General features: G+C 57.2%; 16 protein-coding genes and 1 other RNA gene. 16 read left to right on the plus strand and 1 reads right to left on the minus strand.

Going from position 1 to position 17754, the window contains the following annotated elements:
- Positions 1-256 precede the first annotated feature (256 nt).
- From SOX55_RS08250 to SOX55_RS08300, 11 genes are all read left to right on the plus strand, one after another.
- Positions 257-466: a DUF1858 domain-containing protein gene (locus tag SOX55_RS08250; RefSeq protein WP_325286963.1), complete on the plus strand. Its 210-nt coding sequence runs from the start codon at positions 257-259 to the stop codon at positions 464-466.
- Positions 467-528: 62 nt separating this feature from the next.
- Complete coding sequence (locus SOX55_RS08255; protein ID WP_325286964.1) at positions 529-1254, plus strand: class I SAM-dependent methyltransferase; 726 nt, start codon at positions 529-531, stop codon at positions 1252-1254.
- Complete coding sequence (locus SOX55_RS08260; protein ID WP_325286965.1) at positions 1232-2023, plus strand: Nif3-like dinuclear metal center hexameric protein; 792 nt, start codon at positions 1232-1234, stop codon at positions 2021-2023. Before SOX55_RS08255 ends, SOX55_RS08260 begins: the two co-directional genes overlap by 23 nt.
- A gap of 5 nt (positions 2024-2028) precedes the next feature.
- Positions 2029-2766, plus strand: coding sequence for a YebC/PmpR family DNA-binding transcriptional regulator (locus SOX55_RS08265; RefSeq protein WP_325286966.1), 738 nt, complete (start codon positions 2029-2031; stop codon positions 2764-2766).
- A gap of 445 nt (positions 2767-3211) precedes the next feature.
- Positions 3212-4615 (plus strand): S-layer homology domain-containing protein, encoded by a 1404-nt coding sequence (locus SOX55_RS08270; RefSeq protein ID WP_325286967.1) that lies wholly within the window; start codon positions 3212-3214, stop codon positions 4613-4615.
- A 295-nt stretch (positions 4616-4910) separates the two neighbouring features.
- Entirely contained in the window at positions 4911-5843 is a 933-nt protein-coding gene (locus tag SOX55_RS08275) for a LysR family transcriptional regulator (RefSeq protein ID WP_325286968.1), read from the plus strand.
- Positions 5844-6070: 227 nt separating this feature from the next.
- Positions 6071-7267 carry an amidohydrolase family protein gene (locus SOX55_RS08280; RefSeq protein ID WP_325286969.1) on the plus strand — a complete coding sequence of 399 codons (1197 nt, stop codon included), beginning with the start codon at positions 6071-6073 and terminating at the stop codon, positions 7265-7267.
- A 15-nt stretch (positions 7268-7282) separates the two neighbouring features.
- Positions 7283-8260 carry a hypothetical protein gene (locus SOX55_RS08285; protein ID WP_325286970.1) on the plus strand — a complete coding sequence of 326 codons (978 nt, stop codon included), beginning with the start codon at positions 7283-7285 and terminating at the stop codon, positions 8258-8260.
- Between the two features lie 83 nt (positions 8261-8343).
- Positions 8344-9399: a TRAP transporter substrate-binding protein gene (locus SOX55_RS08290; RefSeq protein ID WP_325286971.1), complete on the plus strand. Its 1056-nt coding sequence runs from the start codon at positions 8344-8346 to the stop codon at positions 9397-9399.
- A gap of 116 nt (positions 9400-9515) precedes the next feature.
- Positions 9516-10007 carry a TRAP transporter small permease gene (locus SOX55_RS08295; RefSeq protein ID WP_325286972.1) on the plus strand — a complete coding sequence of 164 codons (492 nt, stop codon included), beginning with the start codon at positions 9516-9518 and terminating at the stop codon, positions 10005-10007.
- Complete coding sequence (locus tag SOX55_RS08300; RefSeq protein WP_325286973.1) at positions 10004-11287, plus strand: TRAP transporter large permease; 1284 nt, start codon at positions 10004-10006, stop codon at positions 11285-11287. Before SOX55_RS08295 ends, SOX55_RS08300 begins: the two co-directional genes overlap by 4 nt.
- 202 nt (positions 11288-11489) lie before the next feature.
- On the opposite strand, the gene rnpB is transcribed toward SOX55_RS08300, so the two are convergent.
- An RNA gene (gene rnpB / locus SOX55_RS08305) (RNase P RNA component class A) lies at positions 11490-11846 on the minus strand.
- A gap of 158 nt (positions 11847-12004) precedes the next feature.
- On the opposite strand from rnpB, the gene murD reads away from it, so the two are divergent.
- The 5 genes from murD to SOX55_RS08330 all read left to right on the plus strand — a co-directional run bounded on the left by murD (position 12005) and on the right by SOX55_RS08330 (position 17746).
- Positions 12005-13390 carry a UDP-N-acetylmuramoyl-L-alanine--D-glutamate ligase gene (gene murD / locus SOX55_RS08310; protein WP_325286974.1) on the plus strand — a complete coding sequence of 462 codons (1386 nt, stop codon included), beginning with the start codon at positions 12005-12007 and terminating at the stop codon, positions 13388-13390.
- Between the two features lie 47 nt (positions 13391-13437).
- Complete coding sequence (gene yunB, locus SOX55_RS08315) at positions 13438-14133, plus strand: sporulation protein YunB (RefSeq protein ID WP_325286975.1); 696 nt, start codon at positions 13438-13440, stop codon at positions 14131-14133.
- Positions 14134-14155: 22 nt separating this feature from the next.
- The gene (ligA, locus tag SOX55_RS08320) at positions 14156-16132 is read left to right on the plus strand and encodes an NAD-dependent DNA ligase LigA (protein WP_325286976.1); all 1977 of its coding nucleotides are present in this window, start codon (positions 14156-14158) and stop codon (positions 16130-16132) included.
- 164 nt (positions 16133-16296) lie between these two features.
- The gene (locus SOX55_RS08325; RefSeq protein ID WP_325287026.1) at positions 16297-16950 is read left to right on the plus strand and encodes a site-2 protease family protein; all 654 of its coding nucleotides are present in this window, start codon (positions 16297-16299) and stop codon (positions 16948-16950) included.
- A gap of 1 nt (position 16951) precedes the next feature.
- Positions 16952-17746, plus strand: coding sequence for a segregation and condensation protein A (locus tag SOX55_RS08330; RefSeq protein WP_325286977.1), 795 nt, complete (start codon positions 16952-16954; stop codon positions 17744-17746).
- Positions 17747-17754 lie beyond the last annotated feature (8 nt).

The raw sequence follows: 17754 nt of genomic DNA on the forward strand, positions 1-17754 counted from the left end.
CATGTCCTGTGTTATACTCTTGCTCATGAAGGATATGGCCCCCTTTCGTTAAGTTGTGGTGTGGTAACTCAACTTTAACCGATAAGGCCCTATCCTTCATCCTTTTTATTTACTTGTCCAACATGTATTGTAATCCTACACCTTTTTTGCACTTTCTTCGGAAAATTCTATTGAATTCCGGGTGAAAGAGGGGTATAATATCATCGGTCATTTTCCAATGAAAATCGACAATACACTTGTTTTGGAGGAATTCCTCATGATCGAAATCAAGAAGGACACCATCATTGGTGACATTCTGGATGTTGCACCCCAGACCGCTCCCATTTTCTTTTCCATCGGCATGCACTGCCTGGGCTGCCCCTCTTCCCGCGGCGAGACCGTGGAGGAGGCCTGCATGGTCCACGGCGTGGACGTGGATAAGCTGCTGGAGCTGGTGAACGCCGAGGCCAACAAGTCCGCGGAATAAGCACATGAGAGCGCATACGGAACTTCTCCGTATGCGTTTTCCACGGATGGGAGGAAGCATCCATGGGTCATTCCCGAAGGATAGAACTGACGCCGCGGCTGCAGGCGGTGGCGGATTGGGTGCCGGAGGGCGCGCGGCTGGCAGACGTGGGCACGGACCACGGGTATCTCCCGGCCTGGCTGGTGCAGAGCGGCCGCGTTTCCGCGGCCATCGCCAGTGACCTGCGGAAGGGCCCGCTGGGAAAGGCGGGGGAGACCTGCCGCCGCTTCGGCGTGGAGGGCATCGACCTGCGCCTGTGCGACGGGCTGAGCGGAATCGGTCCGGAGGAAGCGGACACCATTGTTATTGCCGGCATGGGCGGTGAGAACATCGCCGCCATTCTGGAGGCGGCCCCCTGGACGGCGGACGGAAAACACACCCTGATTCTCCAGCCCATGAGCCGGGTGGAGGTGCTGCGGAGCTTCCTGGCGGACCACGGCTACGCCATCCTGCGGGAGGCAATTGTCCCGGAGAGGGACACGCTGTACCCGTTGATGCTGGTGACAGCAGGGGAGATGACGCTGTCTTTGGGACAGGTCTACGGCGGCGCGAAGCTGCTCCATGACCCCATGGGGGACCGGTATCTCATTCACCGCATCCTCCAGTATCAGGGCGCTGTGGCGGGCTGCAACCGCGGATCGGCGTCGGTGGCGGAGACGCAGAAACAAGCAGACCAGCTGCGGGAGATCATCACCGCACTGCTGGAAATGAGAGAGGAGTGGCGTCGTGCCAACTGCCCGGGAAATTGAATCGGCGCTGTTTGAATGGGCGCCCAAAGAACTGGCCATGGACTGGGACAACGTGGGGCTGCTGGTGGGAGATCCGGAGAAGGAAATCCACCGGGTTCTGGTGTCTCTGGACATTACGGCGGATGTGGTGGAAGAGGCCATCGCCATGGGTGCGGAGCTGATTGTGTCCCATCACCCGCTGATGAACTGCAAATGGCTGCCGGTGCAGACGCTGCGGGAGGATACGCCCCAGGGCCGCATGCTGCGCCGGATGGCCCGGGCGGATGTTGCCGCCATTTGTATGCACACCAATCTGGATGCGGCGGAGGGCGGTGTCAATGACGCGCTGCTCCGCGCGCTGAAGGTGGTTGATCCTGGGCCTCTGACGGAGGAGCGGATCGGCCGCGTGGGCTGGCTGGAGGACGGACCTGTACCGCTGGCGGAGTTTGTCCGCCGGGTGAGCCGCGCTCTTGGCTGCAACGGCCTGCGTTATGCCGACGCCGGAAAGCCGGTCCACCGCGTGGCGGTGGGCGGCGGTGCCTGCGGCGAGTACGTGGGCCGCGCCATGGCACTGGGCTGCGACACCTTTGTGACGTCGGATCTGAGCTATCACGATTTCCTGGACGCCGGGCCCAACGGCATCAACCTCATTGACGCCGGCCATTTCCCCACGGAGGATGTGGTCTGCCGAGAGGTCATCGAGGGACTGCAGTGGCGGTTCCCGGAGCTGCAAATTCAAAAATCGGCCTCCCACAGGGAAGTCATCCAGTATTATGTAGAAGGAGATTGACAACTATGTCCGGACATTCTAAGTGGCACAATATTCAGAAGACCAAGGGTGCGGCTGACGCCAAGCGCAGCGCCACCTTTACCAAGATCGCCAAGGAAATCATCGTGGCCGTGAAGGAAGGCGGCGGCAGCGGTGATCCCGCCAACAACTCCCGCCTGGCCACCGTCATTGCCAAGGCCAAGGCTGCCAACATGCCCAACGACAACATCAAGCGCACCATCGACCGCGCTCTGGGCGCCGGCAACACCGACAACTACGAGGCTGTTACTTACGAGGGCTACGGCCCCGGCGGCGTGGCCGTCATCGTGGAGGGCCTGACCGACAACCGTCAGCGCACCGCCCCTGAGATCCGCCACTATTTCGACAAGTGCAACGGCAACCTGGGCGCTCAGGGCTGCGTGTCCTGGTCCTTCGACAAGAAGGGCGTTATCGTCATCGACAACGAGGAAGGCGAGCTGGACGAGGACACCGTGATGATGGACGCTCTGGATTCCGGTGCCGATGACTTCGAGGCCGACGGCACCATGCTGGAGATCACCACCTCTCCCGAGGCGTTCAACGACGTGGTGAAGGCCTTGGAGGAGAAGGGCTACACCTTCGCCAGCGCCGAGCTGGAGATGGTCCCCCAGAACTACATCACTCTGACCGCTGAGGGCGATGTGAAGAACATGGAGAAGCTCATCGACATGCTGGAGGACAACGACGACGTGCAGAACGTCTGGCACAACTGGGACAACGACTGAGCAAACTTATCCGGAAGAAAACAAGCTGATTTTCGTTAAAACGAGCGTATTTCGTAGAGATTGGGGTTAGGAAGTTTACTCCGAAAACCATTCGGAGTGATCGGAATAATCTCAATCTCTTTTTGCACTTTTTTAAGGAAAAGTGGGAATCACAGACGGTCCCTTTCCGTGGCACGGCAATTCTCCATCTGTACGAAATACTTGCAGGACCGCAGTCATTTTTTGAGAGGAATTCCTGAAACTTACAAAACTGGTTAAATTTCGAAAAAAACCTTGACAATATATATATAAATATATATCATGGAACGTACGAAAGCCGTGCAATATGCTGATTCCGTATGTGTTATGTTGTTTTGAGGGGAAACATAATATGTGCATAAATACGAGACAGCAGTCGGCACGGCGGGATTTATTTTTGATTCAACAGACGAAAGGAACGGGAACCATGAAAAAGAAAATCATCAGTTTACTCCTGGCTGCTGTGATGCTGTGCGGTATTATGCCGACAGCATTTGCGGCAAGTGATGAAGCAACGGCTGCGGCGGAGGCGTTGTATGAACTGGGGCTTTTCAAAGGAACGGGCACCAATTCTGACGGAACCCCGATTTTTGACCTGGACAAGACGCCCACCCGCAATCAGGCGATTATTATGCTTATCCGTCTGCTGGGCAAAGAGGAGGAAGCGCTTGAAGGAACATGGAGCATCCCCTTTACCGATGTCACTGACAACATGAAGCCTTACATTGGCTATGCCTATACCAACGGTCTGACCAATGGTTATACTGCCACCACCTACTGCGGCACAAATCCCATAAAGGCCAACCAGTATATCGCTTTTGTTCTCCGTGCGCTGGGGTATGAATCCGGTGCAGATTTCGAAGTAGCCACATCCTACACGCTTTCCGACACTTTGGGGATTACCAATGGTGAGTATTCCGGCGCATCCGCGTTTACCCGCGGCGATGTGGCAATGATCTCCTACAAGGCGCTGTCCGCACCAAAAAAAGACGCGCAGCCTGACCCAGCTCCTGCTGTTCCTGAAGAGAAAACCCTTGATCTGCAGGGCTACTGGCTTGGCGTCAACAAAACTTCGGACGGCTCACAGTTTATCGAGTGCTATCTTTTTAGTGGAAACGACTATTCCTGCGCTTACAGATGCTTTGATGCAAATGATAATCCGCTGTTCACAGCTTACGAGGAAGGAACGTTCACCTTCGCCGACAGTGTTTTAACCCTGAACAAGACCGCGGAATATTTCTACGCAGAAAACTCCGCCAAGACGCAGACTTCTGCTGAGAAGAAAACAATGTCATATACCGTTGCCGAGTATGACGGGACCGTGGTTTTTAATAATTGGGGATATATTCGTTTTGACAAGACCGAAAGCACATATAACCAGTTCAAAGATTATGTTATGGCGCATAACGAGTCTTCCGGTTCTGCGGTTTCTGCAAATTCTGCCGATTATGCTTATATCGCCGGCAATGTTTTCCGTGATATTCGACGTGAGCATCCCCATGCGGTTGCACAGTGCGCATACGTCTATGCTTATACTGATTTGAATGGTGATTTGTGCGTTCTGACAGATGTGCGGTATAAGATCGTCAGTAACTGGAGTGCTGTCGTACTTTACAATGTGACCAAGGGGACCCAAGTCACCGATCCGGTAGATTACTATGGGAAGCAGGCCAATCGGGCTTACGGTGCCAACAAAATCCACTACATGGAACTTCAAAACGAGGTACAGGGGAACCATGTTAAGATGCTGAGTGCCATGAGCAGTATGCTGAAGGGCGGCGCGAATACCTTTGGCGGCGTGTTTGTCGATGCCGCTGTCCTGAATCAATAAGCGAGGAGATAGCTTTGAATCATTTGCGTTCCAAATGTGAAAGGTTGCTGTATTCATAAAACTGTGGTATTGGGAGCGGGAGCAATCCCGCTCCCTTTCCTGTCTGTTCGCAGAAGTACGTCACCGATAAGGAATGACACCCTTGCTGTGAAAGCGGACGGTTTCCAATATCCCATTCCGTGGACAGAGTCATTGCATTCGCTTTATCCGGGTGCTATACTGCATCTGTACACAGTTTTGAGATACGATCCCTCCGGAAGGGGAGCGGCCTGAAATCGACACATCGGAGATTGCTATGACTTTTGATAACATTCGGTGCTTTTTAACCGCTGCGGAAGAGATGAATTTCACCAGAGCGGCCCAGAAACTGTATATCAGCCAGCAAACACTGAGCGGACACATCGCGAAGATTGAAGAGGAATACGGCTGCAAGCTCTTCAATCGGACTCCGCCGCTGTCCCTGACGCCGGAGGGGATCATCTTTCTGGAAAAGGCGCAGTCGCTGTCGAATATGGAGAAAGAATTGCGCAAGGAGCTGGTTGACCTGAGAGACTTCCAGAACGGCAACCTCTCCATCGGCATCACCCGCTCCCGCGGCAGTACCTATCTGACGCCGGTGCTGAGTAAATTCCACGAGATTTACCCGAATATCAGGCTGGAAGTGGTGGAGGGGTCCGTCAGCGAGATCGAGGAGGCCCTGCTCAAGGCGAAGGTGGATGTTACGGTTGGCTTTCCGCCGCAAAACCGGAAAAACGTGGAGAGTCTGGTCATCACCAGGGAGCACGTTTCTGCAATCATCCCGCCCAGCATTATGGATTCCCAGCTGATCCAGTATAAATACAAACTCCTGCCGGATGGACGCAAAGTGGATTGGATGCTCTTCAAGGATTGCCCCTTTGTCTCTGTGGATTCGAGGTTTGAAGCGGGCAAGCCCTTTGTCACCATTTGCGAGACCCTCGGCATATCACCGCAGATTATATTGGAGACGAAAAGCGTGGATACGGCGCTGCAGTTCTGCCTGGCCGGTCTGGGAATCCTGGTCTGCCCCGAAGTATTTATCAACGCCTATAAGAATAAAACCAACAATCAGCCGTTTTACATCTATCCGTGGGATGACTCCCTCTCCAAGGATATCTGCGTCAACTACTTGAAAAGCAAATACTGCTCCATGGCCACCAGAAAGTTTATCAGCATGATGATGAATGCGTATCAGGCCTCCAAGCCCTGACCCGCAAACGAAACCTGATTCTCAAGCGCCCCGCACATTCCGTGTGCGGGGCGCTTTTTCGTGTGCGTTCAGACGACTGGACAGGCAATATGACTGTCTGTTTTTTCTTTTTCAACAGGTGTTTGCCTGTTGCCCAACCCTGAATCCCTGTTAGACAATTAGCAAGCTAAAGTGTAAGGTTAGAACCATCCAAGCGTATTCCCGAAAACGTGTAAAGGAGATCAAATATGGAAACCATTTATATCACGGCAAAGCACGGCATTATCGGTGATGGCGAAAAAACCCTGTCCCCGATCTGGGTCGGTATTGACGGGGATAAAATTACGTATGTGGACTCCATTAAGCCGGAAGCGGCCAACGAGCACAACACGACTGATATGGGCGAGTGCACGCTGACGCCGGGCCTCTTCAACCTGCATGACCATGTGAACCGCAAGCAGCTGCGCTTTGACGCGGATCTTCCTCTGGGTGTCCGTTCCGCCCAGTTCATGGGGGAGACCAAGGAGTACATGCTGATGCACGGCGTGCACAACATGAAGGAGATGCTGAAAGAGGGCATTACCTTTGTCCGGGACTTCGGTCTGGGCGGCTATACCGCGCTTACGCTCCGCCGCGCCATCAAGGAGGGGCTGGTTCCGGGACCTGAAATGATTACCTGCGGCATGGACATCGTTCAGTCCGGCGGCCACTGCTACAAGTACGCAAAGGAAGCGGACGGCTGCGAGGAAGTGATGAAGGCGGTTCGCGAGGAGATTCGCGCGGGCGCTGATTTCATTAAGATGATGGCAAGCGGCGGTCTGGAGGCCTTCCCCCGGGAAGATCCCAAGTACCCCGAGTACACGCTCCGCGAGCTGCAGGCTGCCTCGGAAGTGGCCCATGACGCGGGATACAAGATTACCGCGCATGTTTACCCCAAGGAGGCCATCATGCGCATCCTGCAGGCGGATTTCGACTGCGTGGAGCACGGCGTTATGATGGATGACGAGTGCATTGAGCTGATGGTCAAGAAGGGAACCCCGCTGGTTCCGACCATGACCGGCGTCAAGGGCTCCTTCTTCATCAAGCCGGTTACCGCCCAGAAGAAGGCCAGCATTCCTCTGCTGGAGGAGCGAATCTGGGGTCCCCACGCCATCTCCGTGAAAAAGGCCATTCAGGCGGGTATTCCCGTCGGAACCGGCACCGACACCTACGGCTGGCTGGCCGACGAAATCCGCACCATTGCGGAGGCGGCCGATCTGAACCCTGTTCAGGCCATCGCCCACGCCACCAGCATTTCCGCCAAGATTGTGGACCGCCCCGATCTGGGCCTCCTGGAGGTGGGCAAGCACGCCAACGTTGTCGCTTTCCCCGGCGACGTCACCAAGTCTCTGGACACCATCAGCAATGCCAGGCAGCTGTGGCTGCACGGAAAGCCTCAACTGTAATAAGGAGATGAACGTATGAATCGCAGAATTCTTCTTGAGTGGCCCGATCTGGGATTAAAAGCAACCGCGGAGCTTGCGGATGACAAGAACAAGGAGCTGTGCGATGACCTGTGGAACGCGCTGCCCCTGGACAGCATTATGAACAATGCCGTGATTACGGACGGCTCCATGTATTGCTGGCTTCCGCTGCTGAGCTTCGCCCCCATCCACTACAAGGAACGCATCGATCAGGCCCCCATCGGCCGTCTGCGGTATTCGCAGGGCACCGGAAACAAGCTGATTGTGCAGTATGCGCCCTGCTACGAGGATGTCAACGGAACCGTGCTGGGCGGAGTCATCCCTGAGGACATTGAAGTTGTGAAGAAGGTGGGGGAGAAGGCCCGCGAATCCATCTTCATGAGCAAAAAGGAGCTGCACATCCGGGTGAGCCGCGTTGGGGATGACAGCAATCAGGAACCGAAAAAGCCCTCTGTGATCCGTCCGGAAAACTGCAGCCCGGAGGTCACGGATCTGGTGGACCGCATTCTGGAAAAGGCTCTGGAGGCCACAAAGGCAGAGCCGGAGGAGAACAAGCTGGCCCGCACCGGCAAGGTGGCCGGCGTCGGCAGCTGCGGACAGTATTTCAGCACCTGGGAATTTGTCTACAGCCTGAGCCGCGATCTGTCCATGTACACGCTGTATCCCATTTCCCATATGTGCCATACGACGGATATGGATGTGCGGAGCCTGGAAACGGTTTATCTGGAAACGGAGCCCGGCTATACCGGTGTTTTGGGCAGCTACGGCCTGAAGCAGCTCCGGGAATTCTCGAAAGAAATCCGGGCGCTGATTGCGAAGCATACCCTCACGAGAGATGAGTTCCAATGCGTTGTTGACGCCTTTACCCTCTACACCAATCAGGTGGCCGCCTGGGCCTATTTCTACTATCCCTGGGGCATTGGCACAGCCTGCTTCCGCTTTGCCGACGAGTATAAAACCTACGAGGCAAAATAAGCGCTTCCCGCCTGCGTTTCCCGTATTCATGCGACGCAAAAGACCTGCATGCAATTTTGCGCGAAATAGAAAGGAGACTTCATATGAAAGCTACAAAACGCATCCTCTCCGCACTGATCGCCTCCGCAATGCTGCTGAGCCTTACGGCCTGCGGCGGTTCCAAGGCTCCCGCGGCGGCTTCCTCTGCCGCGCCCAGTGCCAGCGGCAAGGCTCCCGTCGAAACCGTAACCCTGAAGTTGGCCACGGAAATGGCCACCGGCACTCCGGAAGTCAAAGCCACCGAGATGTTCGCGCAGAATGTGTTCGACAAGACCGGCGGCGAAGTGAAAATTGAAATCTACGCGGACGGCCAGCTGGGTGAGCCGGCCACCGCCATTGAAAGCACGCAGCTGGGGAACATTGATATCGTCATTCTTCCCGCCAGCGATTTCAAGAGCTATGACAGCATTTTCGGCATTGAGGCCATTCCGTTCCTGTACGCGGACAACGATTCCGTTTCCAAGGTTCTGAACGACAGCGGCGCCGCCGAAACACAGAAGAAGATTCTGGCCGACAACGGCCTGATCCAGCTGAACGAAGCCCGGAACTATTTCCGCGGACCCTATCGTGTGCTGGCTTCCAGGGAGCCTATCCGTGAGATCAGCGATCTGCAGGGACTCCGCTTCCGCGCCTTCGATAACAAGAATTACATCACCGCCTACGAGACGCTGGGCGCCAACCCGCTGGTCATTCCTTACAGCGAGGTGTATATGGCACTGCAGAACGGCACCGTCGATGCGGCCACCTGCACCATCAGCGCTCTGAAGGGTGAGAATTACACCGAGATCTGCAAGTATGTCACCTATATCAATGAGTACGTTTCCACCGTGTTCGTTCTGGCCGGCGAGAAGACCTACAATAAGCTCTCTGAAGAGAATCAGAAGATTCTGAAGGAGTGCGCCGATCAGCTTGGCCGTGACGTGTCGGCTCTGACGGATGAATCCCTGCAGGCAAACATTGACGCCATGAAGGCCGACGGCGTCGAGTTCATTGAGATCGACACGACGCCTGCCCGCGAAGCGCTGAAGGATTTCTATTACGCGCTGGAGGCGGACGGAACCCTGCCCGCAGGCACCTGCGACACTGTTCTGGCCCAGTGATGTTCCCCAACCCTTTGAAGCATACCGTTTAGCGAGCAAAGAGGCACGCGGTTCAGCAATGCCGTCGTGCCTCTTTTCGCAGAGCCGATGTGAATCAGAATGAAGGAGGTAGGATATTGTACGACAGAATCATGAAAAAGATGTCCGAAGTCATGCTGCTGATTGCCGCGATTTCCCTGATTCTCACAATCACGGTCAATGCGGTGGAGATTTTCAGGCGGTTTGCATTCAATGCAAGCTTTTACTGGATTCAGGACGTCACGCTCCTTGGCATGATGTGGTTCATTTTCCCGGGCATGGTAATGATCTCTTATAAAGGCACGGATGTTTACGTGGACATTTTCATCAGCAGATTTCCGCCGAAGATCCGGGAGATCGTCCAGATCGTCAACGATGTGATGGTCATGGCCATTTGTTCGGTGCTCTTTTATTACAGCTGCCAGCTTTTGATCCTGCGCCTGGGCAAGAGCATGCTCACAAGCGAGATCCCGTATTTCTGGTATACGCTGGCGATGGTGATTGTGTTTTTGCAGCTGGCGCTGGTTTACTTCGGAAAGATTCTGAAAAGCGTGCAGAAGAAAAGATCGGCAGGGGGTGAGGCGTCATGATCGTCGGTGCTGTTCTGATTGTGGTATTTCTGTTTGTCCTGTTCCTGGGCACCCCCATCAGTATGGGCATGGGAATCGGCACCTTTGCGGCCATGATTGCCGGCGGCTATGATTTTTCCACGCTTCCGATGCTGATCCAGAAGGGCGCAAACAGCTATACCCTGATTTCCATCCCTTATTTTGTCCTGGCTGCCAACATCATGAACAAAGGCGGCATTACAAACCGCATTTTCGCCTTTTGCGAATCGCTGGTTGGCTGGATGCACGGCGGTCTGGCCCAGGTCAATGTGATTTCCAGCGTGATTTTCGCGGGCATTTCCGGTACCAGCTCCGCGGATGCCGCCGGCCTTGGCATGGTGGAAATCGAAGCGATGGACAGAGCCGGATATGACCGGAAGTGGAGCGTCGGCATTACGATGGCATCCTCCATCCTGGGACCGATCATTCCTCCCAGCGTCGGCTTTATTGTTTACGCAAGCCTGACCGGCGTATCCACAACGGAACTCTTTATCGCCGGCGTCCTTCCCGGTCTGACCCTGGCCCTGCTGATGATGATTGCCAACTACGTTATCGCAAGAAGCGGGAAGGTTGCCTGTCCGCCGCCTTCCAGATTCAGCGTCCGGAAGGTGTTCCGCACGTTCCTGGACGGCTTCTTTGCCCTGATGGCTCCGGTCATTATGCTGGCCTGCCTGTTCAGCGGCGTTGTAACCGCCACGGAAACGGGAATTATCGCGGTTGTGTATTCTCTGTTTGCCAGCATGGTCTATCGTGAGTTCAAGCTGAAGGACCTGTTCGCCATTATCAAGGACACTGTGGCATCCTCTTCCATCATCATGTTCCTCATCGGCATGGGCTACGGCATCGGCTACGTTCTGACCCTGGAGCGCATCCCTCACAAAATGACGGAGTGGCTGCTGAGGATTACCACCAACAAGTATCTCATGCTGCTGCTGATCATTATCTTCCTGACCATCCTCGGCATGTTCCTGGAAGCTACGGTTGTCCGCATCATTACGGTGCCTTTGCTGCTGCCGGTGATTATGGCGCTGGACATCAATTTGATTCATTTCGGCATTGTTCATACCCTGGTTGGACTGCTGGGAACCACGACGCCTCCCGTGGGCTCCGGCCTGATGATCATGGCGACCGTGGCGAAAATGAAGTTCTCCGATGTGGTCAAATCCATTGTGCCGTTCTGGATTCCGCTGTTCATTGCCTTGCTCATCATTACCTATATTCCGGCAATCACACTCTGGCTGCCGGGAATTCTTCTCCATTGATCGTTTGACAATTCTTCCAATTACGCAATTCAAAAGCATGGAAGCCGTGATCCGGCAGCCATGCTTTTGAAGCTCTGCGGGCGTTCCCGTGGGAACTCAAAGGATTGCACAAAAGTAAACTTTTGTGCAATCTCTGCGGGAAGCATCCATCCGGAAAACAGGGAAGAGGCCGTCCGCGTGTTCGCGCGGACGGCCTCGTATATCTGCGAGCAAAACTGTAAGCCGGGTTCTGTATTTGACAGTCATCTATCTCGACGTACCGTTGCCGGCACGCTCAAGCCACCCCGGGAGCGGCCGGGCCGACCTTCATGCTCCCATACCGGTGTTGCTCCGGATAGAGTTTACAGCGTCACGATGTTCCCATGTGACGGGTGAGCTCTTACCTCGCCTTTCCACCCTTACTGCCGGCTTGCCGTGGCAGGCCGCAGCGGTATATCTCTGTTGCACTTTTCCTGAAGTCGCCTTCGGCGGGCGTTACCCGTTATCCTTGCCCTGTGGAGCCCGGACTTTCCTCATGGACGGCCTTTCGGCCTGCCCACGCGACTGTCTGTTTTACTCGCAGGCCCATTGTACAGGATGTGCCGGAAAAAGTCAACGGCTGCGAAGGGGAGAAAATGACCGTGGGAAGAATTGCTATTTGCCGGAGGGCGTGCTATAATTTCCATGTATGCAAATTGTCCCGCCACCGGCGGGAGGGAATAGTAAGGAGCGGTTCCAATGAATCTGAACGAATATCTGAACTCTTTGAAGGGCAAGACTGTGGCGGTGATCGGCATCGGTGTTTCCAACCGTCCGCTGATTGAGATGCTGCTGAAGGCGGGCATCGACGTCACTGCCTGCGATAAAAAGGACCGGGCCGCCCTGGGGGAGACCGGTGAGCGGCTGGAGGCCATGGGCGCCAGGCTCCATCTGGGTCCGGACTATCTCCAGGGGCTGCATCAGGACATCATTTTCCGCACCCCCGGCATGCGGCCCGATGTGCCGGAGCTGCTGGAGGCTGTGCGGGGCGGCAGCGTCATCACCTCCGAGATGGAAGTGTTTTTTGAAGTGTGCCCCTGTCCCATCATCGCCGTCACCGGAAGCGACGGCAAGACCACCACAACCACCATCATCGCCGAGCTGCTGCGCAAGGCGGGCAGGACGGTCCACCTGGGCGGCAACATCGGCCATCCGCTGCTGGCGGAGGCGGGGGAGATGACGCCGGAGGATGCGGCGGTGCTGGAGCTGTCCTCTTTCCAGCTGCTGACCATGAAGCGCAGAAGTCCCCACATTGCCGTTCTCACCAATCTGGCGCCCAACCATCTGGATGTGCACAAGGATATGGCGGAGTATATCGCCGCAAAGGAAAATATCTTTACACATCAGACGGCAGAAGATATTGCGGTGTTCAATCTGGACAATGAGATCACCCGGGAGCTGTCCGGGAAGGCCGTGGGCAGGGCGCGTATGTTCTCCCGGCAGCAGGAGCCGGAGGAGGGCGTGTTCCTGCGGGGTGACGCCATCCTCTCCCGGAAAGACGGCGTTGAGCGGCAGATCATGACCACCGCGGATATCCGCCTGCCCGGCGTCCACAACGTGGAGAACTACATGGCGGCCATCGCCGCCGTGGACGGTCTGGTGCCGGATGAGGACATCCGGGAGGTGGCCCGGACCTTCAACGGCGTGGAGCACCGTATTGAGCTGGTGCGGACGCTGCGGGGCGTGCGGTACTACAACGACTCCATCGCCACCAGCCCCTCCCGGGCCATCGCGGGCCTGCGGTCCTTCGACCGGAAGGTCATTCTCATTGCCGGCGGCTATGACAAGCACATTCCCTATGACGTCATCGGGCCGGAGATTGTGGAGCATGTGAAGCTGCTGGTGCTGTGCGGCGCCACGGCGGACAAGATCCGCCAGGCGGTGGTGAACGCCCCCGGATACGAGGCCGGAAAGCCGGAGATCATAGAGCTGGACGATTTCCGTGCGGCTGTGGAGACGGCTTCCGCCCACGCTTCTGAGGGGGACATTGTGACGCTGTCTCCCGCCAGCGCCGCCTTTGACCGCTTCCAGAACTTCATGGAGCGGGGCAAGGTCTTCAAAGCCATCGTCAACGAGCTGAAATAAGGATAAGCCGCCGGCGCATAAGATGGCTCCGATGGGGGAGTGGGTCCATGCGCGGATTTTACGGTTACCGGCGGTATGTGCCGCGGAGAATACTGGCCCGTGTGCTGCTGGCGGCCCTGCTGGCAGGGACGGCGGCTGCCGTGGTGGTGTTTACCACCCAGATGAAGTCCATGCTGACCCGTATGGCCACCTCGCGGGTGACCAATACGGTGAATCAGATTGTGCTGGAATCCGTGAATCTGGCAGTGGACAGCGGGGAATTTGAATATGACCGGATGGTCTCCTTTGAAAAGGACAACGACGGGCGCATCACCGCGGTGAAAAGCAACATGCCGGAGTTCAACCGGCTCCAGTCCTATATCCTGCGGGAGGTGCTGGACCGCATCGACCACGTTTCCTCCCGGGACCTGTCCATTCCTCTGGGCAGCCTCACCGGCTCGGCGCTGACGGCCGGACGGGGACCGCGGATCACGGTGCGGATGGAATCGGTGGGCGCATCCACGGCACGGCTGGAAAACGCCTTCGTCTCCGCAGGCATCAACCAGACAAAGCACCAGGTGCGGCTGAACATTGACGTGTCCGTCAGCATCCTGCTACCGGGCTTTTCCACCGCCACAAAGGTTTCCAACTCCGTGGTGGTGGCGGAGACCATCATTGTGGGCTCCGTGCCGGAAACGTATACCAACTTTACCTCGCCGCAGCCCATGGAGGACCTGGCGGAGGAATATATCATGAACCGATGAGCACAAAGGAAGGATGGTTGCCATGGATTACCGGGAGGAAATGAAGGAGCTGCGGGAAAAGCTGAACCGCAACGCCTATCTGTATTATGTGATGGACGCGCCCACCATGTCGGACTATGAGTACGACATGCTGAACCGCCGCCTGGTGCAGCTGGAGCGGGAGCACCCGGAGGAGATTACGCCGGATTCCCCCACCCAGCGGGTGGGCGACCGGATTCTGGAGGGATTTGCCACCTATGAGCACCCCGTGCCCCTGGAAAGTCTGCAGGACGTGTTCAGCGCGGAGGAAGTGGAAGAGTTCTGCGGGAAGATGGACGCTGCCCTGGGCACGCCGGTGGAGTACACCGTGGAGCCCAAAGTGGACGGTTTGTCCGTGGCGCTGGAGTACCGGGACGGCGTGTTCGTCCGGGGCGCCACCCGGGGCGACGGCCATGTGGGCGAGGATGTGACGGAGAATCTGCGGACCATCCGCTCCATCCCCATGTCCTTGCCGGAGAAGCTGCCCCGGCTGATCGTCCGGGGCGAGGTCTATATGGCCCGCAGCGTGTTTGAGGAGCTGAACGCCGAGCGGGAGATCCGGGGCGAGCCGCTGATGGCCAATCCCCGCAACGCCGCCGCCGGCTCCCTGCGGCAGCTGAACCCGAAGATCGCTGCCCAGCGCCGTCTGGACATCCAGATCTTCAACCTGCAGCTGGCGGAGGGCCGGGAGTTTACCTCCCACAGCGAGACGCTGGACTATCTCAAGTCCCAGAATTTCAAAGTGATTTCCTATAAAAAGGTGTCCTCCACGGCGGACTGCCAGCAGGAGATTGTGGACATCAACGAGCGCCGCATGAGCTATCCCTTCGACATGGACGGCGCCGTCATCAAGGTCAACTCCCTGGCGGACCGGGAGAAGCTGGGCAGCACCGTGAAGTACCCCAAGTGGGCGCTGGCCTACAAGTATCCGCCGGAGCAAAAGCCCTCCACCGTGCTGGACATTGTGGTGCAGGTGGGCCGCACCGGCGTGCTGACCCCCAAGGCCATTCTGGCCCCGGTGCATCTGGCGGGAACCACCGTCCAGAGCGCCACCCTCCACAATCAGGACTATATCACGGAAAAGGATATCCGTGTGGGCGATACGGTTATCGTTCAGAAGGCCGGAGAGATCATTCCGGAGATTGTGGAGGTGGACTTCTCCAAACGTCCGGAGGGTACGGACGCCTATCACCTGCCGGAGACCTGTCCCGTGTGCGGCGCCCCGGTTTCCCGGGACGCGGACGGCGCCGCCGTCCGCTGCACCGGCGCGGAGTGCCCGGCCCAGCTGCTGCGGAACATCACCCACTTTGCCAGCCGGGACGCCATGGACATCGACGGCCTGGGTCCGGCGGTGATTCAGCAGTTCATCGACGCGGGGCTGGTCCACAGCGCCGCGGACCTCTACAGCCTGCGGGCGGAGGACATTGCCAGACTGGACCGCATGGGGGAGAAGTCGGCGGACAACGCCGTCCGGGCCATTGAGAAGTCCAAGGGCAACGATCTGGCGAAGCTGCTGTACGGCCTGGGCATCCGGCAGGTAGGCGTCAAGGCGGCCCGGGTGCTGGCAAACCATTTCAAGAGCTTTGACGCGCTGGCCGCCGCCTCTCTGGAGGAGCTGACGGAGATTGACGACGTGGGGGCCATCACCGCGCAGTTCATTCTGGACTGGCTGGCCAGCCCCCAGTCCCTGGACCTGATGGAGCGGCTGAAAGAGGCGGGGGTCAACATGGAAAGCACTGCCCGGCTGGTGGACGAGCGCTTCAAGGGCATGACCTTTGTGCTGACCGGCACGCTGGAGCAGCTGGACCGGAAAACCGCCCAGGAGATGATTGAGCAGCGGGGCGGCAAGGCCGCCGGCTCCGTGTCCAAACGGACCACCTACGTGGTGGCCGGGGAGGAGGCCGGCTCCAAGCTGCGCAAGGCCAATGAGCTGGGCATTCCGGTGCTCAGTGAGGCGGAATTCCTGAAAATGCTGGAGTGATCTGAAAGGCAGAGCATACGCCGTATCCGGACAGGCAGCCCGGGTACGGCGTGTTTTTTGCGGACAGATGGACGCTGCGGGAATTGTCTTGTATTTTGTGTGAAAAACTGATATAATGAACCATATTTTGGGTCACTGGGCCGGTAAGGGGCGATCTTTGCTTGATGCACTATCTTCAGAACCTTCTGAGTCAGCTGAATCTGGCCTCCATGGGAGAGGCCGCCACGCGGATGGCGGGCGTTTTCCTCTGCCTGACCATCCATGAGACCTCCCACGGCCTGGCTGCCTTCTGCCTGGGTGACCCCACCGCCAAGGAGCTGCACCGTCTGTCCCTGAACCCGCTGCGCCACATCGACTGGTTCGGCCTTGCCATGATGTTTTTCGTGGGCTTCGGCTGGGCAAAGCCGGTGCCGGTGGATCCCCGGTATTTCCGGAAGCCCAAGGAGGGCATGGCCGTCACCGCCCTGGCGGGCCCGGTGTCCAATATTCTGCTGGCAGCCTTGCTGCTGCTGATCAGTAAAGCAATTTACCTTGCCAATCCGTCCTCCTACGCGGCCTATGTGATATTCAATTTTCTGGTGGATACGTCCATCCTTTCCGTGGGCCTGGGCCTGTTCAACCTGATTCCTATCCCGCCGCTGGACGGCTCCAAGGTGCTGGCGTCCTTTCTGCCGGACAGCGCCTACTGGAAGCTGATGCGCTATGAGCGGTTCGGAATGCTGCTGCTCATTGTGCTGTCCCTGACCGGGATCGGCGGCTATGCCATCGGCAGGGGCATCTCCCGGGTGTGGCTGCTGCTGTATGATCTGATCTATTGAGGTGACTTTCTTGGAGAACCCCATTTACAAACTGGAAAAGGTGGTCCATGGCCGCGCCGAAGAGGAGATGCAGGACTTTGAGGGGCCGCTGGATCTGATTCTGTTCCTGCTGGGCAAGAACAAGATGGAGATTCAGGACATCTCCATCTCCACCATTCTGGACCAGTATCTGGCCTGGCTGGAGCAGCGGCAGAAGATGGACCTGGAGGTGGCCAGTGAGTTCATCACCATGGCCTCCCACCTGATGTATATCAAAACCCGGATGCTGCTGTCCATTGAGGACGAGGAGGCCCAGTCGGAGATGGACGCCCTGATCCAGTCCCTGGAGGAGCGGCGCCGCAGTGAGAGCTACGGCAAAATCAAAAAAGCCGCCGCCCAGCTGGCGCCCATGGGGGAGTTTGGCCGGAACATTGTCACCCGCAATCCGGAGCCGGTGGAGCGGGGCAAGATATATGAGTACGACCACGCCACGGCGGACCTGATTCTGGCCATGGCGGAGATTCAGAACCGTTCGGAGCGGCGTCTGCCGCCGCCCAGGGCGGCCTTTGACGCCATTGTCCGCCACGAGCCGTATCCGGTGGAGAAAAAGGCGCGGGAGATCATCCAGCGGCTGAAAACCGGCGGGATGACCCGGTTTTTGCTGCTGTTCCGGGGAAACCGCAGCCGCAGCGAGGTAGTGGCCACGTTCATGGCGGTACTGGAGCTTTGCCGCGCCCACATCATCCGCCTGGCCGGTTCGGAAACGGACTGCACCGTCCGGCAGGAACAGGAACTGCCGGATAATCTGACGTTTTAAGGAGCGCC

The organism is Dysosmobacter sp. (assembly GCF_034093755.1).
Taxonomy (GTDB): domain Bacteria; phylum Bacillota; class Clostridia; order Oscillospirales; family Oscillospiraceae; genus Oscillibacter.

Coding starts and splice junctions, on each gene's coding strand:
- SOX55_RS08250 (WP_325286963.1), top strand. CDS start 257: ATGATCGAAATCAAGAAGGACACCATCATTGGTGACATTCTGGATGTT.
- SOX55_RS08255 (WP_325286964.1), top strand. CDS start 529: ATGGGTCATTCCCGAAGGATAGAACTGACGCCGCGGCTGCAGGCGGTG.
- SOX55_RS08265 (WP_325286966.1), top strand. CDS start 2,029: ATGTCCGGACATTCTAAGTGGCACAATATTCAGAAGACCAAGGGTGCG.
- SOX55_RS08270 (WP_325286967.1), top strand. CDS start 3,212: ATGAAAAAGAAAATCATCAGTTTACTCCTGGCTGCTGTGATGCTGTGC.
- SOX55_RS08275 (WP_325286968.1), top strand. CDS start 4,911: ATGACTTTTGATAACATTCGGTGCTTTTTAACCGCTGCGGAAGAGATG.
- SOX55_RS08280 (WP_325286969.1), top strand. CDS start 6,071: ATGGAAACCATTTATATCACGGCAAAGCACGGCATTATCGGTGATGGC.
- SOX55_RS08285 (WP_325286970.1), top strand. CDS start 7,283: ATGAATCGCAGAATTCTTCTTGAGTGGCCCGATCTGGGATTAAAAGCA.
- SOX55_RS08290 (WP_325286971.1), top strand. CDS start 8,344: ATGAAAGCTACAAAACGCATCCTCTCCGCACTGATCGCCTCCGCAATG.
- SOX55_RS08300 (WP_325286973.1), top strand. CDS start 10,004: ATGATCGTCGGTGCTGTTCTGATTGTGGTATTTCTGTTTGTCCTGTTC.
- murD (WP_325286974.1), top strand. CDS start 12,005: ATGAATCTGAACGAATATCTGAACTCTTTGAAGGGCAAGACTGTGGCG.
- yunB (WP_325286975.1), top strand. CDS start 13,438: ATGCGCGGATTTTACGGTTACCGGCGGTATGTGCCGCGGAGAATACTG.
- ligA (WP_325286976.1), top strand. CDS start 14,156: ATGGATTACCGGGAGGAAATGAAGGAGCTGCGGGAAAAGCTGAACCGC.
- SOX55_RS08325 (WP_325287026.1), top strand. CDS start 16,297: ATGCACTATCTTCAGAACCTTCTGAGTCAGCTGAATCTGGCCTCCATG.